Below are 15373 nucleotides of genomic sequence, written 5' to 3'. Positions count from 1 at the left end.
GCATTGCAACGTCTCTACTGGGAAATCCGGAACTTTATTTTGCGCTGTTGTGGTCAATTAACAAGTTGAAAATTGGCAAATTATGAATTGGAGCAACTGGATATACCTAGGAGTAGGACTAGGACTGGGGTTGGGTTTTCGTTGGTTATTTGCGCGATCATCAAACGCTTCATCTAGCTCATCCCCAGTAGCGCCATTAGATCAACAGCATGTCCCATTAATCCAGCAGCAAATTCAGCAAACGCAGCTGGCGTACCAAATGGCAAGAGAAATGAGCCAGTTTAAAGCTGGTTTTTTGGCGCGGACTACTCATGAATTGCGATCGCCCCTCAATGGTCTAATTGGCTTACATCAACTAATTTTGTCAGATCTGTGTGAAAATCCAGCGGAGGAGCGAGAATTCATTGCCCAAGCTCACGAGCGGACACTAAAATTGCTCAAACTGATGGATGAAATTCTCAGCGTTGCTAGAACCGAACATGGTACTAACAAATTGGATATTCAGCCTAGACCATTAGCCCAAGTTTTGGAGGAGGTTTATGACTTAACTTATATGCTGGCAGCAAATCGCAATTTTTCTTTACAAATCTCCGCCGCAGATCCAGAAATTTATGTTTTGGCAGATCACCGTTGGCTGCGCCAAGTATTAATAAATTTAGTAGACACTGCTATTGCTCAGATGGAAGAAGGCAGTATCTATATTTCTAGTAGTATTATACCTACAAGTAATTTGGCTTACATTTGGCTGGATGTGCCAACTCACGCTATATCCTGGAGTGAGTCAATTGATTTGATCAAGTCTGAAGACAAGTTATCTCGGACGGACGCAGAGAACGCTGGTCTTTCCCCAGGAATGAAGCTATTACTTAATCAAACTTTGGTGGAAGTTATGGGAGGAAAGCTGGAAATCTTGCCTTCTCCAATTTCTAAAGAACCAGAGCAGGAGCTTGTTAGACTGCAAGTCTCTATCCCCCTAGTGATTTCTGAAGCTGCACTTCTTGAGCAGAAAGGGAAACAAGGTTAGCTCGGCTGCACAATACCATCGTGGTAGTGGTGTTGGGTTCAAAACCAATTTTTTCATAGAACTCCTGCTGGTGAGTAGTCATCAGATACACACGCTCAACCCATTTCATGCGGGGATGACTCAAAACGGTTTCTACTAAGTTACTTCCCACCCCACTACCACGATATTCTGGGTGAATGACAACATCCCAAATCGTGGCACGATATATGCCATCGGATATAGCTCTAGCAAAACCAATGAGTCGGTCTCCATGCGAGACAGAAATTACTGGATCACTATTGGCAATGGCTATGCCTAAATCTTCAAGACTGCGCCCTTTTGCCCAGAAAGCTGAAACATTTAACAGTTCTTGGAGTTGGCAAAGATCAATTTCAGACTTGCGATCGCTAAATTGAAGCTGAGGAGAGTTCATGTACAGCACCTAATGGCAATATCTTGGTTATTGTTAAGTCATATTTTGCTATAAAGCGCTGAATATTTATCTACAAACAACTATTTTAAAATTTCATCATCCATTCAAATATTTAATGACAAACCCACTTCCATAAAGGATGAGTTGCTCCTTGCTGGCGGATCCGAAAAACTTGTTTTTCTAAACGTTGCTTTTCCTGTTGTGGTAGTCCAACTAAAATATTCCGACTTTGCCAAACTAAAACCGCAACAGTCATCCCAATACAAAAGCCTAAACCTAGAGTAGACAGTGGATGGTAGAACAGTCCATATCGCACCGCCACCCAAGTAAAATATTGTTGCCAAAGAGCAATTTCTCTACGTAAATCCCACAGACAAACAGGTGCAATGGTTAGCCACAAACAGCAAACAAACAGCCACCTGCCGTATACTGTCAGCTGGTGTAGCCTTTGTACTTGTTGAGCGAAAGCTGGGTCATTTACTGGAAGTTGTTCGGATTGTTCCATAGGCTGTAAGTTTTGTTACGACTACGCTTCGGCTACGCTCACTTCTAGCGCTGCTTATCGTAAGAGTATAATCGCGTTCCTATTTTTGACTTTTGACAAACAACTAATTACTAGCAGATGTATCAATCGATTCAGCACTAGCCACCACCTCAGATGAACCACTGCGCTCTCGCCACCAAGTTAGAAGAGTACTGGCGATAAAAATACTCGAATAAGCCCCCGCCGTAAAGCCAATAATTAAAGCTAAGGCAAAGTTTTTTAGTGTTTCGCCGCCAAACAGAAAGATAGCAAACAATGACAGCATTGTAGTGAAGGTCGTGTTAATAGACCTTGCTAAAGTTTGGTTTACCGCATCATCCACAATGTCAGCGATTGGTCGATTGGGATTTATTTTCAGGGTTTCACGAATGCGATCGTAAATTACCACGGTATCGTTAACAGAGAAACCTGTAATTGTCAGCAGGGCGACGATGAACAGACTATCTACTTCAGTACCTAGTACCAAACCAAAAATCGAAAAAATTCCTGCTGTAATCAAGACATCATGAAATAGCGCAACGATCGCAAACACAGCATAATCCAACTGGAATCTAAAGCTCAAATAAATAATGATGCCTGCGAAAGAAACTATCAGAGCTATTATTCCAGATCTAAAAAGTTCTGCCCCTAGAGTCGGGCCAACTGTGTCAAGCTGGTTTTTTTGCTCGTCAAAAGTGCCGACTTTTTCACTTAAAGCCTTTTGCAAGTTGGTACGCTGCTCACGAGCCAAGTTTTTTGTGCGAATTAATATGCCATTTTCTGCGCCTGTTCCTCTGTCAGCAACAATTTGGATGCTGCTATCGCCCAGATCCTGTTCTTTAGCTACTTCTCGGACGACATTGATATCAATAGGCTGATCGCAATTACCTGGTTTAGTACAATCTCGTTCAAACTGCAATCGTGTACCGCCGACAAAATCCAGACTGGGGCGTAGGGGTGCGCGAATGTTCGGGCTTTGCCAAGAAATCACCATTGAGATGATACCAGCAAGGATAATGGCACAAGAAATAGTCCACCAAAGCGATCGCGATTTGTTAATACTCAGTTTCATCGCGCCACCTCTGCCTTATTTGATACTGGCAAGTTCGGACAGAAAAGTTCTGGTTTCCGCAGTGCGGGAATTGTATATGCTAAAAACATGAAAGTGCGACTACAAGTAATGGCGCTAAACATACTTACTGCTACGCCCAAAGCTAAAGTTAGGGCAAAGCCTTTCACCAAACCAGCCCCTAGCCAGAATAGTGCAGCACAGGCAATGACTGTGGTAACGTTACCGTCCAAAATACTAGAAAAGGCGCGGTAAAAGCCAGATTCTATGGAACGATATAGGGATTTGCCTGCTTGCAATTCTTCCCGCGTCCGCTCAAAAATTAGTACATTTGCATCCACCGCCATACCAATACTGAGGATAAAACCGGCAATTCCTGGCAAAGTCAGGGTGATACCCAATAAAGCAAAGATAGCCCAGGTTAACAAAGCGTATACCAGTAGTGCGACATCGGCAATTAGTCCTGGTAGTCTATAGTACACCACCATAAATATTAATACTAAAGTCAGTCCACCGATACCAGCATAGATACTGCTAGTGATGCTGTCTTGACCCAGAGTTGCCCCAACAGTGCGGATCTCTGCAATTTCTACTGGTACGGGCAATGCCCCACCGCGTAACTGTACACCTAAATCGTTAGCTTCTTGTGCTGTAAACCTGCCTGTAATGACGGCGGAGCCACCAGTAATACCAGTGGCAGCAAATTCCGGGCCGACAACAGGAGAGCTAATCAGTTCATTGTCTAGAAAAACGCCGATGCTACGCCCAGTACCAGCGAGGCTTTTGGTCAGTTCCGCAAACAGTTCACCACCCTTTTGGTCGAAGCGAATGGCAACATTCCAATTGCTGCCTTGAGAAGTGGGTTCACCATAAGCATCCTTGAGGTATTTGCCAATTAGCGGTGGGTTGGTGCTTTCAAACAATTCGGCGATCGCTTGATTATTTTTCTGTAAATCTTCTTGATTTTTAGTAATTGCTGCTTTATCGTTGCTCTTTCGCAACTCTTGTTGCTTTACTTTCAATTCGGCTCGTGATGTTTGGAAAGCAAACAGTTGGGTTTCTGTATTCGGCTTTTGTGTACGGAACTCTAACTGTGCTGTACCTCCCAATACTCGTTCGGCTTGCTCTGGATCATTGACCCCTGGTAGTTGCACTAATATCTTGTCTGTACCAACTGTTTGGATCACTGGCTCAGAAACACCGAGGCCATTAATCCGACCTTCGATGACTTTCTTTACACCTTCCAATTCTCGTTCGGTGATTTTGGGAATTTCTGCTGATGGTTTCACCTGAATCGTTAGCTGTGAACCTCCTCGCAAGTCAAGCCCCAAAGGTATGGGAATTGTGGCAATCACCGCAATAGCGGCGATTACCAAGACTAAAATCAAGACTAATAGCGATCGCTGTCTTTGCATACCATAACTCGCAACTGACAAAGGTTATAATAGCGCTCTTTTATCGAGTTATGAGTATGAGTTAGGGATGGGCATGGGGCATTGGGCATTGGGGATTGGGAATTGGGCATGGGGCATGGGGCATTGGGCATGGGGGATAGGTTATTCTCTTTGTTCCCAGTCCCCCAGTCCCCCAGTCTCCAATCCCCAGTGCCTAAACTCGCTGGGCTACCATTTTTTCTACGGCTTCGACTATTTGCTCTGGTTGGACAATTGTCAATCGCTCCAGATTACCGTTGTAAGGCGTGGGGATGTCTTGGGATGAAAGCCGCAGTACTGGCGCATCTAATTCATCAAACAAGCGGTCATTGATTGAGGCAATAACTTCTGCTCCAATACCTGCGGTTCGCATGGACTCTTCCACAACAATCACTCGATGGGTTTTTCGTATTGATGCGCCGATTGTGTCAAAATCTAACGGTTTGAGTGAGATTAGATCAATTACCTCCGGGTCATAACCTTCTTTTTCCAGAGTTTTTACTGCTTGCATCACATGATGCCGCATTCTGGAATAAGTAATAATTGTGACATCTTTTCCTTGACGCACAACTTCTGCTTTATCCAAGGGCAACAGGTATTCTTCTTCTGGCAGGTCTTCTTTTAAGTTGTAAAGCAGAACGTGTTCAAAGAACAACACTGGGTTATCATCGCGGATCGCAGATTTTAGTAATCCTTTGGCGTTTCTTGGTGTAGAGCAGGCGACTATTTTCAAACCTGGCACAGCTTGGAAGTAGGTTTCTAGTCGTTGAGAATGTTCTGCTCCTAGCTGCCGTCCTACACCACCAGGGCCGCGAATTACCATAGGAATTTTAAAGTTACCGCCAGAAGTATAGCGCAACATTCCAGCGTTGTTGGATATTTGGTTGAAGGCCAGTAGTAAAAAGCCCATGTTCATGCCTTCGATTATGGGTCGTAACCCAGTCATGGCGGCTCCTACTGCCATGCCAGTAAAGCTGTTTTCGGCGATGGGGGTGTCTAAAATTCGGAGTTCGCCATACTTTTGGTATAGGTCTTTGGTAACTTTGTAAGAACCGCCGTAGTGTCCTACGTCTTCACCGAGAACAAAGACACTGGAGTCACGCGCCATTTCTTCATCAATGGCTTCCCGTAAGGCGTTGAAAAATAGTGTTTCTGCCATTTAGACCTTTAGTACGATTATGGTTTTAGAATTTTATCGTGCCGTTTTGGCAAATACCGTGAGCGATCGCACTAGTTAGAGATTAGGTTGTTTGAACTAATCGCTCCAAGCTACAGAGGATAAAAAATAAAAGGTAAAATCTTTTTACCTTTTTCATTTCTCTCCTCTCTGATTGCTATTTTGCCTCTAGGCAGGAAGTAATTATCGAGATAACTATACCAAAGCTGTTCCTCAAACCAAAATAGACGTAAATATACTGTAAATTATGCACTGACAATGTATTAGAAAGATGGAGCAACTTTGCTAGTTTGAGCAGCTTTGTACAGGAAAAATTTAGTCACCAACAGATGCTAATACAGTAGTAATTAAAACTCATTAACAATAAAAAATGTTAGGAAGTTAATTTCCAGTACATTAGTATTAATCATCTAGTCGATTACTCTAAAATAACTGCACTGAAGTAAGCGAGAGGATAAGTTAGATTTTATAGCTTTTCTCAAGTATCGACACAGAAGAAGGTACTTACTAAAGTTTATCTAGCGCGTAATCAGTTGCAAACTGGTGAATCAGTCACGTGAGATACCTGATTATCAGGAAAGCGTTTCGGTCTTCCTGGTTTGCGTTTATGCCGCTGATTAATTGACTTTTCACTTGCCGCTGCCAATTCTTCAGGTGTACATTTGAACAGACGCAAAGCATCTAAATATTTTTTTGGCGTCATTGTCGGTTCAGTACGCCCAGCCTCCCAATTGCGAACACTGGTTTCACTGATTGCAAGCCTGAAGGCAACCTCTGCACGGCTAAGGCCCGCACGCTCTCTCAAGACTTGCATATCCATATCTAATGCTCCCCTTGAAAATCAAGAATATTTTAAATAGATTGACATTAAATGCCAATTTGAAAAAAATTTATTAACTATCTTCATTTTATAAGCGATCACTTCCCACTCTGGCAAACGAGGTAAATCTCTACTTACGTATTAGATCTATCTTAATTTAAGAAGCGATCGCCTCATTTGCAATAAAGGTAGACGCTCACTCAGTTTATGTATTATTACATAGACAGCATCTATGAACTGTGCTTTATTAACTATAATTAATCAACCGTCTTAGTTGTTACTAGATGAAGGCGATCGCAAAACTTGTAAGAAATACACATGATATCACAATATGCATTGTCTAGTATAGGGTAACTCTTGCTACTTAGAGGCTAAAAATTCTTGAATAGTCAGAATATATATGCCCCTCCAGGGGTTTAGCACTAGTAAATCATCGTCTCCAGTAACAATACATTCTGCTTGACTACTTAATGCCAATTCCAAATATTTGTTATCTTTTGGATCTCGACATTCATTAATCTGCTCAGTCACATCAATAAACTGAGCGTTTTGTGTTAAATTTTCTAGAAACTCTTGCCGTCTTTCTTTAGTGAGATACCTATCAAATTTCGGACGATATAAAACCTCTTTTAACTCCGAAAAAACAGAACTCGATAATACGATAACGCCAATATCCTGAGCTTGGTCTAATGCCTGACGTGGCTGGCTTTGACTAAATAAAAATGCACTAATTAGCACATTAGTATCAAAAACGAACCGTCGATTATTCGTCATCATTCAAAATCGATTCCAAGATTTCAGGCGTTAATCCTTGCTCTTGTGCTTCAAGGCTTGCTTTATCCATCGTGTTTCTCAGACGCGCAATGGACTCTTGTCTTTTTATTGTCAGTTGAGACTGCATAATTGCCGCAATCTTAAGCTGTAATTGTTCGCGTTCTTGTTCTGTAGCATTGCGGTATGCCTCTGCTACCAAAGAGGGAACTTTGATGGTAATTTCTTCTTTAGTAATCATGGTCTGTTCGCTTCCATAACTTCTCATCTTTCATCATGTTACTTCCTCGGCTCAGAGTTCCCTCCCCCAGGAGGCTATTTGGATTAGGGAGTTGATGAATGAGTTAATATACAGAATCTAGAAAGACCACGAAAGCAAGCTTAAGCTCTCCCAAACCTCCAAACATAACCCAACGAAGTCTTGATCGGGAGCAACGCGAAAAAGTGAGATCGGGGTTTAGTTCTCAATTACACCTCTATATTCTCAACAGAACTTGGTTTTTTAGTTGCGATGCCTAGGTTGGGCTACGCCTACGCATCCCGAAACAAGCTATATACGTCCAAGGTTTCAGCACCTCACTGTTAGAGCGTTGCTCCCTCATGGATAAATATGCAAAATCTCCTGGCAGTCAATACAATAATCTCACGCTCAGACACCAAGACACTAAAATGGACTTTCCGCTGCATCTATGCGTGAGATCTTCCGATAGCGATAAATTATTACTATTTAATTGTGTAGTTTACCGTAACCATCGCGCTGCATCTTTGGCGTGGTAGGTCAAAATCAAGTCAGCGCCAGCACGTTTAAATCCAGTTAAAGTTTCCATAACCACACGCTCCTCATCAATCCAACCATTGAGAGCCGCAGCTTTCACCATCGCATATTCACCAGAAACATTGTAAGCTGCAACGGGTAAATTACTCGCTTCCTTCACCCGCCAGATAATATCCATGTATGCCAAAGCTGGTTTGACCATCAGCATATCAGCGCCTTCAGCAATATCGAGTCCAATTTCTTTAATCGCTTCACGAGCATTACCAGGATCCATTTGGTAAGTTCTGCGATCGCCAAATTGCGGTGTCGAGTCTGCTGCATCCCGAAATGGGCCATAATAAGCTGATGCATACTTAGCAGCATAAGACAAAATCGGCGTGTCTTGAAATCCGGCTTCATCCAAACCCACACGAATTGCCTGTACAAAGCCATCCATCATCCCAGAAGGTGCGATGATATCAGCACCAGCTTTTGCTTGGGAAACAGCTGTTTTCTTTAGCAACTCCAAGGTAGGGTCATTTAAAACCCGTCCTGTCAAATCACCCACTTGCAGATAACCACAGTGACCATGACTGGTGTATTCACACAGACATGTATCTGCGATGATAATTAAATCTGGCACTGCTTCCTTGACAGCAGTAGCCGCTTTTTGTACAATGCCGCAGTCATGCCAAGCGCCAGTAGCATCTACATCTTTATCCGCAGGAATACCAAATAAAATAATGCCAGGAATGCCTAAGTCATAAACTTCTTTTGCCTCTTCGACAATTTTGTCTACCGAAAGCTGATAAACTCCCGGCATTGATTTGACTTCATTAGCAATTCCATCACCAGGTACGGCAAACAAAGGATAAATTAAATCATTCGTTGTTAATACAGTTTCGCGCACCATTCGGCGCAATTGGGGATGGGTACGCAGACGACGAGGGCGATGTGTCGGAAACATAGAGCTTTTTAAAGGTAAAGACTAAGCGGGTCAATGGTGCATTAAAGGTGCTTACTTGTCCCATGAAGTATGGTACGACGCCCTTAAGCCAAGTATTCACACTATTAATTATTAATTATTAAACATTAACATCTACTCCAACAGGATAACTGTTCCCTAGTTATGGGTAACTAGATGCAATCTGTCAAATATGCTGGTTTTACCTAACTGATAACCTATTATTTGCTGTTTAAATGCATCAACAACTTGAACATCTACAGTGAAGCTGATGTATAAAACAATAGCCAGTTGAGTATTTTTTAGAACAGCTTGCCACAAATTAGAGCATCTTTTGCTGCTTACTTGAAAGCAAGTGACACTAGACTCTTTTAAAGAATGTTGATGGACACAAGACAAAGCGTCACAAAAGCAAAGTTAAACGTTCCTGCTGTCAGACAGACTACAAATAGTGCTTAACTGTCCCTTGCCCTACTCTTCATTAAGTTGTGGGGCAATTTTGTATTTTACAGCTTGGTTGACATCTCTCCGACGAATTGAAAGAAACAATCTAAAAAAATCTGACCAAATTAATCACTGGACTTTGGGTAATGAGGCATTGCTTCAGGGACTCGATTGCTCAATACCATAATTTGTGCTATAAAACTCGGAAAATCAAAGGATAACGAAAGGGTGTATCAGGATTGCTAAAAACCTGTGCTAATGCCCAAATTGTTAGTCCCCAGTGTAATAGATAGCCAAGACCTGCTAGTGGTAGCAACAAGCCAAATGTTATCCAAACCAATCCTGTAATAATCAAGCTATAGAACCATACATTAAAGTGGAAATTAATGGATTCTTTGGCGTTCTCCTTAACAACAGGATCATCGGATACGAAAAAGATGGCAATAGGTGCACCTACAGATATCAATGCAGTGCTAAAAAAAATGGCTCCATGAGACAGAGCGGATAAAAGCTTTCGTTTATCTGTGTCGTACATTCTTTTCTCCCATTAATTATGGCTTTCAATTATATTACGACCCGATCGCGAGCATGTATTGTCTTAAGATTGAAAGACTCGCTAGAGTAAAAAAAATTAAGTTTAAAGCAAAAAAATACAATTATGTCAACTGAACTTCAGTCTGAACTGCATCAAGCAGTCGAACTTCGCCGCAACTTTGCGATTATTTCTCACCCCGATGCGGGTAAAACTACACTCACAGAAAAGCTATTGCTATATGGAGGTGCAATTCACGAAGCTGGGGCGGTGAAGGCGCGACGAGCACAGCGCAAAGCTACCTCTGACTGGATGGCGATGGAACAACAACGGGGTATTTCTATTACCTCGACAGTATTGCAATTTGAATACCGAGACTGTCAAATAAATTTACTAGACACCCCTGGACACCAAGATTTTAGTGAAGATACCTATCGTACCTTAGCTGCCGCCGATAATGCAGTGATGCTAATTGATGCCGCAAAAGGTTTGGAACCTCAAACCCGCAAACTATTTGAGGTTTGTAAACTGCGGGGTCTGCCCATTTTCACATTTGTGAATAAACTCGACCGTCCGGGAAGAGAACCACTGGAACTTTTGGATGAGATTGAGCAAGAATTGAAATTGCAAACCTATGCGGTAAACTGGCCGATTGGCATGGGCGATCGCTTTAAAGGTGTCTTTGATCGGCACAAACAACAAATCCACCTGTTTGAACGTAGCGCCCACGGCAGCCGAGAAGCCCGTGATACGATAGTGGAATTAGGTGATCCGAGAATTGAAGAACTGCTGGAACAAGACCTTTACTACCAACTGAAAAATGATTTAGAACTGTTGGAGGGAGTAGGGCCAGAACTAGATTTGCAGTTGATACATCAAGGCAAAATGACGCCAGTGTTCTTTGGTAGCGCCATGACTAACTTTGGGGTAGAGTTATTCCTCAAGTACTTCCTTGACTATGCCCTCAAACCCGGTTCCCACCACAGTAGCGTTGGCGATGTCTCCCCTACATACCCGGAGTTTTCTGGGTTTGTCTTCAAACTGCAAGCAAACATGGATCCGAAGCATCGTGATCGTGTGGCTTTTGTCCGGGTCTGCACTGGTAAGTTTGAAAAAGATATGACAGTGAATCATGCCCGAACTGGTAAAGTCGTCCGCTTGTCTCGTCCGCAAAAACTCTTTGCCCAAGAAAGAGAATCGATTGATGAGGCTTATCCTGGCGATGTGATCGGTTTGAACAATCCCGGTGTATTTGCGATCGGGGATACTATTTACACGGGACAAAAACTGGAATATGAAGGGATTCCGTATTTCTCGCCAGAACTATTTGCGACTCTCAGAAACCCCAACCCCTCGAAGTTTAAGCAATTCCAAAAAGGCGTTGCAGAATTGAGAGAAGAAGGTACTGTGCAGATTATGTACTCAATTGACGAAGCAAAGCGCGATCCAATTATGGCGGCGGTGGGTCAGTTGCAATTCGAGGTGGTGCAGTTTCGTTTACAAAATGAGTATGGTGTAGAAACCATACTAGATTTATTACCCTATAGTGTCGCCCGTTGGGTTGAGGGTGGTTGGGAAGCTTTGAATCAGGTGGGACGTTTATTCAACACCACTACAGTCAAAGACACCATGGAACGCCCAGTATTGTTATTCCGGAATGAATGGAATTGCCAACAGTTACAGGGCGACCATCCAGAGTTGAAATTAAGCGCGTTGGCGAAGCCCGCCGTAGGCATCGCCCCGGTATTTTCCAGTCAACAACCAGTGGAAGAATAATTCACTCGACAGGACTAACCGGGCGCGGTTGATTTCCACGGCATCCGAGGTTCGCGCTTTTGCAAAAACAAACGTGGATCACCTAGAAGAGATTGGAGTGCCAGAATTTGTATGCCTTCACATGCCGAATCGTCTTTGGAGGCTGGTTTAGTTGCCCTCAAGCAAGGAAATTACCAAACAGCGATCGCTCAACTAGAACCTATTACTAGCAACCAGGAAAATGGGACTGCTAGCTTGCAAGCCCAGGTTGGTTTAGTGATGGCTTATGCACGCAGTGGCGAAGCCCCCAAGGCGATCGCCCTGTGTCAAAATCTCACTAAGAGTAATCATCCGCAAGTTCAAGAGTGGGCAACACGCGCTCTCGAACACTTGACAAAAAGCAAACAACGTAGTATCGAATCTAAGGAATCAAAAAATTCTAAAACTGGATTTGTCAGTTTTGATAATTCCCGCCCAGATTCTCCCCCAGTGAATGCTGCGTTACAGCAGAAGCCGAAAGATCCTCCGTTAAAAGAAACCAAAAGCCACGACATCTCGCCTACTGTGTCACCTAGTAGCCTCAAAGCTCCAGTTGTACCAGAGAAGCCAAAAGAGACAATTCCAGAAACCAAGAACCACGACATCTCACCAACTGCCTCACTAAGTGGCTTTATGGGATCTGTGGGCCGCACACAAGCTAAACTATTCGGCGTTATTTATTGGCGACAAGCAAAACGTGCCAAGGCATGGCAACCCCTGCGTAAGCTCAACTTAATACCCTTGCGGCTGCTAGCGGCTGGAACATTCATCGCCCTGTTTTGGGTGATCCGGGAAATGCTCAAATTAGCAATGGGATTAACTAACCAGATTTTAGTTAAACTACCATTTTTGGAGCCATTGCAGCTTTTATACCGCGATTCCACTCCATTATTGCTACTAGTATTGGCGATTTTGCTTGCAGTGTCACCCTGGTTGCTAGATCGGCTACTGGCAAACTTTTACGGACAGCGACAGTTATCGAAAGATGTATTGAATAACTATAGTCGCGAAGCAGTGCGAGTGTTACAACGTTCTTGCCAACAGCGAGGCTGGCAGTTACCCAAACTGCTGATTCTGCCAATAGCTGCACCAATTATTCTGACTTATGGTAATTTACCACGTAATGCACGAATTGTGGTGAGTCAGGGGCTGTTAGAGCAACTTGCAGATGATGAAATCGCCACTATCTACGCTACGCAGTTAGGACATATTGCTCACGGGGATTTTGTTGTGATGTCCCTGGTGTTGCTGGTGACACTAACGATTTACAGGCTATATCAGCAAGTATCGGAGTGGGGAAACAACATATCAGGAATTTGGCGCTGGCCGGTGACAATCTTAGCTACTCTTGTGTATGGAGTGTGGTGTTTGCTAACTGGGACTGCTCTGTGGTTATCGCGCTTACGGCTTTACTATAGCGATCGCCTCGCCGCTGAAATTACTGGTAATCCCAATGCTCTGATTCGTGCCTTAATCAAAATTGCCATTGGCATTGCAGCAGATATCGAAAAGCAAGAACACACCAGTTGGCAGTTGGAAAGCTTAAATCTCCTGACACCAGTGGGACACCAACAGAGCCTTTGTTTGGGTACTATTGCTAGTCATCTATCTTTTGAATCCTTCTTGATGTGGGACGCTCTTAATCCTTATCGCCGATGGTTTACTATTAACAATAGTCATCCTTTGATTGGCGATCGCATCAAACGCCTCTGCCAAATAGCCCGCCACTGGCATCTAGAAACCGAACTAAATCTTAATAGTGAGCAATCTCTAAAAGTTAAACGTCAGTCTTTCTTATTACAAATCGCTCCCTGGTTGGGAATTCCTCTGGGTTTTCTGTTTGCAGGTCTAATTTGGCTGACTTGGCAAATAGCATTCGCACTCAAGTTTTTGAACCTAAAATGGATATACGAAGATTGGTCTTTTATTACAGGTTGCCTCCTCATTAGCTTTAGCATTGGTACAGTGATGCGGATGAATTCTTTTTTTCCCGATATCAAACCTGCAACCGTACAAACTGATGACTGCCTACCCAGTCTGTTAGCTGACCCATCTGCCCTACCCATCGATAGCATCAGCGTGTGTCTTGTCGGAAAACTAATAGGTCGTCAAGGCATTAGCAACTGCCTAGCACAAGACCTAATCCTACAATCTAGTACAGGTTTGGTGAAATTACATCATATTTCTTGGCTGGGACAGTCGATTAATTACCAAGACTTAATCGGTCGCCAGATTACTGTTACAGGCTGGTTTCGGCGAGGAGCAACGCCCTGGATCGACATCCAAACTCTGCAAACCCAAAGTGGTAAAACTATTAATAGCCCTCATCCTATTTGGTCTACTGTTTTGGCAGTTGCCGCACAAGCTTGGGGCGCATACATTTTTCTCACAGGATAGTTAAGTGTCAAGAGTCAAGGGTCAAGAGTTAAGTAATAATTTTGGACTGTGGACTATTGACTTTGGACTCCGCGTAGCGGCAAATGTAAACAAAAGTTGCATATTTTCTTTACAAGTGTTACATTTATTTACATAGTCAATAGTAACCAACATAACTCAGCGCACTAGCCTTGTTATGGATATGGCTGCTTTTGCTGATAAATCCACGTGTATTCTCCCAACACAGCAGCAAATCAACCAGCCAATGGCTGGTTTTTGTTTCCGAATATCCCCTCTTGAGAAAAAAATGTCTTTTATGCTACGATGCGATCATACTATGGTCGGAAATGTATGCGCTGAACTAGCTACGTAGAAAATACCGTGATAATGTAAGGAATGGTATTTAATTCTGCGAAACAAGGCATTGAAGAAAGCGTGTATTTTGGCAGGCAGTGGGCTATTAAATTTACAATTCTTAGAATTAAGGTGTTATTAGCTCAGCATAGTGCGAGCTTTTGGATTAAACAAGCTTGAACCCGAGGAAAAACTGTATTGTATAGGTTGACAGTTTGGAGTAAAAAAAATTGGTTTATGGCAGTCTTGGTCAATAGCATCTATTTAAAAGCCAAAGCCAAGTAATTGTTTTCTTGCCTTGCCATGTTCGTTCAACTCTGGAGGTATAGTTCATGTCCGTTCGCCTATATATAGGTAATTTGCCAAAAGAAGAAATAGATCGTCAAGAACTGCAAGCAGTTTTTGCAGCAGAAGGTGATGCTGTCACCACTAAACTAATTAAAGATCGAAAAACTGGCAAATGCCGTGGTTTTGGTTTTCTCACCGTCAACAATGACGAACAAGCTGATGAAATAATTGAAAAGTATAATGGTCAGCTGTTCAAAGATACTGCCATCAAACTAGAGAAGGCATTACCTCGTACAAAGGGTGATGAGAGCGAGGAACAGCAAGCTGCTCCCAAAGTTGCTAGCCCGATTAGTGGTAATCCCACTCCTAGCCCCAATAAAGAAGGCAGTCGTCGCGAGAAAGGGTCTAAAAAACCTCGTCGTGGTGGCGGTAGTTCTCGTGAAAGTACTACTACTACAGAGTCAGACGCTATTCGTCCAGATCCCCGTTGGGCTTCGGAATTAGAAAAGCTGAAGCAGATGCTAGCCGCACAAACCACAAATTAATCCCTATGGGAGAGAAATTAAAAATTAAGAATCAGAATTTTTTTTGGTTTTTAATTTTTAATTATTCCCTAGCTGCATAATGACAAGATACTT

General features: G+C 43.0%; 15 protein-coding genes. 4 read left to right on the top strand and 11 right to left on the bottom strand.

Features of this window, described 5'->3' with window-relative positions; genetic code table 11:
- Positions 1–82: 82 nt before the first annotated feature.
- Positions 83–1024, top strand: a complete 942-nt coding sequence (locus IQ246_RS07020; protein WP_194001418.1) for a sensor histidine kinase KdpD — start codon at positions 83–85, stop codon at positions 1022–1024.
- Here the strand turns inward: IQ246_RS07020 and IQ246_RS07015 are convergent.
- From IQ246_RS07015 to IQ246_RS06970, 11 genes are all read right to left on the bottom strand, one after another.
- Positions 966–1436 (bottom strand): GNAT family N-acetyltransferase, encoded by a 471-nt coding sequence (locus IQ246_RS07015; RefSeq protein ID WP_194001416.1) that lies wholly within the window; start codon positions 1434–1436, stop codon positions 966–968. The two genes, IQ246_RS07020 and IQ246_RS07015, sit on opposite strands and share 59 nt — an antisense overlap.
- Positions 1437–1548: 112 nt before the next feature.
- A complete protein-coding gene (locus tag IQ246_RS07010) occupies positions 1549–1941 on the bottom strand; it encodes a hypothetical protein (RefSeq protein WP_194001414.1) in 393 nt (130 codons plus the stop codon).
- Positions 1942–2044: 103 nt separating this feature from the next.
- Positions 2045–3031, bottom strand: a complete 987-nt coding sequence (gene secF / locus IQ246_RS07005) for a protein translocase subunit SecF (protein ID WP_194001412.1) — start codon at positions 3029–3031, stop codon at positions 2045–2047.
- Positions 3028–4443, bottom strand: a complete 1416-nt coding sequence (gene secD, locus IQ246_RS07000; protein WP_194001462.1) for a protein translocase subunit SecD — start codon at positions 4441–4443, stop codon at positions 3028–3030. The genes secF and secD overlap by 4 nt, the downstream gene beginning before the upstream one ends.
- Positions 4419–4553 carry a hypothetical protein gene (locus tag IQ246_RS30800; protein ID WP_255515479.1) on the bottom strand — a complete coding sequence of 45 codons (135 nt, stop codon included), beginning with the start codon at positions 4551–4553 and terminating at the stop codon, positions 4419–4421. The genes secD and IQ246_RS30800 overlap by 25 nt, the downstream gene beginning before the upstream one ends.
- 83 nt (positions 4554–4636) lie before the next feature.
- A complete protein-coding gene (locus IQ246_RS06995; RefSeq protein WP_191756970.1) occupies positions 4637–5620 on the bottom strand; it encodes an alpha-ketoacid dehydrogenase subunit beta in 984 nt (327 codons plus the stop codon).
- 547 nt (positions 5621–6167) lie between these two features.
- Positions 6168–6458: a DNA-binding transcriptional regulator gene (locus tag IQ246_RS06990; protein ID WP_194001410.1), complete on the bottom strand. Its 291-nt coding sequence runs from the start codon at positions 6456–6458 to the stop codon at positions 6168–6170.
- Positions 6459–6818: 360 nt separating this feature from the next.
- A complete protein-coding gene (locus IQ246_RS06985) occupies positions 6819–7235 on the bottom strand; it encodes a putative toxin-antitoxin system toxin component, PIN family (protein ID WP_244141951.1) in 417 nt (138 codons plus the stop codon).
- Positions 7222–7497, bottom strand: coding sequence for a hypothetical protein (locus tag IQ246_RS06980; protein ID WP_194001408.1), 276 nt, complete (start codon positions 7495–7497; stop codon positions 7222–7224). Before IQ246_RS06980 ends, IQ246_RS06985 begins: the two co-directional genes overlap by 14 nt.
- A 472-nt stretch (positions 7498–7969) precedes the next feature.
- Positions 7970–8950, bottom strand: a complete 981-nt coding sequence (gene hemB / locus IQ246_RS06975) for a porphobilinogen synthase (protein ID WP_194001406.1) — start codon at positions 8948–8950, stop codon at positions 7970–7972.
- A 634-nt stretch (positions 8951–9584) separates the two neighbouring features.
- Positions 9585–9926 carry a DUF4870 domain-containing protein gene (locus IQ246_RS06970; protein WP_194001404.1) on the bottom strand — a complete coding sequence of 114 codons (342 nt, stop codon included), beginning with the start codon at positions 9924–9926 and terminating at the stop codon, positions 9585–9587.
- Between the two features lie 123 nt (positions 9927–10049).
- Here IQ246_RS06970 and prfC point away from each other — a divergent pair, with 123 nt between their 5' ends.
- The 3 genes from prfC (at position 10050) to IQ246_RS06955 (ending at position 15280) form a co-directional block, all read left to right on the top strand.
- Positions 10050–11699: a peptide chain release factor 3 gene (gene prfC, locus IQ246_RS06965; RefSeq protein ID WP_194001403.1), complete on the top strand. Its 1650-nt coding sequence runs from the start codon at positions 10050–10052 to the stop codon at positions 11697–11699.
- 111 nt (positions 11700–11810) lie between these two features.
- Positions 11811–14114 carry a M48 family metalloprotease gene (locus IQ246_RS06960; protein ID WP_194001401.1) on the top strand — a complete coding sequence of 768 codons (2304 nt, stop codon included), beginning with the start codon at positions 11811–11813 and terminating at the stop codon, positions 14112–14114.
- 665 nt (positions 14115–14779) lie between these two features.
- The gene (locus IQ246_RS06955) at positions 14780–15280 is read left to right on the top strand and encodes an RNA-binding protein (RefSeq protein ID WP_194001399.1); all 501 of its coding nucleotides are present in this window, start codon (positions 14780–14782) and stop codon (positions 15278–15280) included.
- Positions 15281–15373 lie beyond the last annotated feature (93 nt).

The sequence above is a fragment of the aff. Roholtiella sp. LEGE 12411 genome, from assembly GCF_015206995.1.
GTDB lineage: Bacteria > Cyanobacteriota > Cyanobacteriia > Cyanobacteriales > Nostocaceae > Komarekiella.
Note: the sequence above shows the minus strand (reverse complement) of the source record. Positions and strands in the feature narration are given on the sequence as shown.

Coding starts and splice junctions, on each gene's coding strand:
- IQ246_RS07020 (WP_194001418.1), top strand. CDS start 83: ATGAATTGGAGCAACTGGATATACCTAGGAGTAGGACTAGGACTGGGG.
- IQ246_RS07015 (WP_194001416.1), bottom strand. CDS start 1,436: ATGAACTCTCCTCAGCTTCAATTTAGCGATCGCAAGTCTGAAATTGAT.
- IQ246_RS07010 (WP_194001414.1), bottom strand. CDS start 1,941: ATGGAACAATCCGAACAACTTCCAGTAAATGACCCAGCTTTCGCTCAA.
- secF (WP_194001412.1), bottom strand. CDS start 3,031: ATGAAACTGAGTATTAACAAATCGCGATCGCTTTGGTGGACTATTTCT.
- secD (WP_194001462.1), bottom strand. CDS start 4,443: ATGCAAAGACAGCGATCGCTATTAGTCTTGATTTTAGTCTTGGTAATC.
- IQ246_RS30800 (WP_255515479.1), bottom strand. CDS start 4,553: ATGCCCAATTCCCAATCCCCAATGCCCAATGCCCCATGCCCATCCCTA.
- IQ246_RS06995 (WP_191756970.1), bottom strand. CDS start 5,620: ATGGCAGAAACACTATTTTTCAACGCCTTACGGGAAGCCATTGATGAA.
- IQ246_RS06990 (WP_194001410.1), bottom strand. CDS start 6,458: ATGGATATGCAAGTCTTGAGAGAGCGTGCGGGCCTTAGCCGTGCAGAG.
- IQ246_RS06985 (WP_244141951.1), bottom strand. CDS start 7,235: ATGATGACGAATAATCGACGGTTCGTTTTTGATACTAATGTGCTAATT.
- IQ246_RS06980 (WP_194001408.1), bottom strand. CDS start 7,497: ATGAGAAGTTATGGAAGCGAACAGACCATGATTACTAAAGAAGAAATT.
- hemB (WP_194001406.1), bottom strand. CDS start 8,950: ATGTTTCCGACACATCGCCCTCGTCGTCTGCGTACCCATCCCCAATTG.
- IQ246_RS06970 (WP_194001404.1), bottom strand. CDS start 9,926: ATGTACGACACAGATAAACGAAAGCTTTTATCCGCTCTGTCTCATGGA.
- prfC (WP_194001403.1), top strand. CDS start 10,050: ATGTCAACTGAACTTCAGTCTGAACTGCATCAAGCAGTCGAACTTCGC.
- IQ246_RS06960 (WP_194001401.1), top strand. CDS start 11,811: ATGCCTTCACATGCCGAATCGTCTTTGGAGGCTGGTTTAGTTGCCCTC.
- IQ246_RS06955 (WP_194001399.1), top strand. CDS start 14,780: ATGTCCGTTCGCCTATATATAGGTAATTTGCCAAAAGAAGAAATAGAT.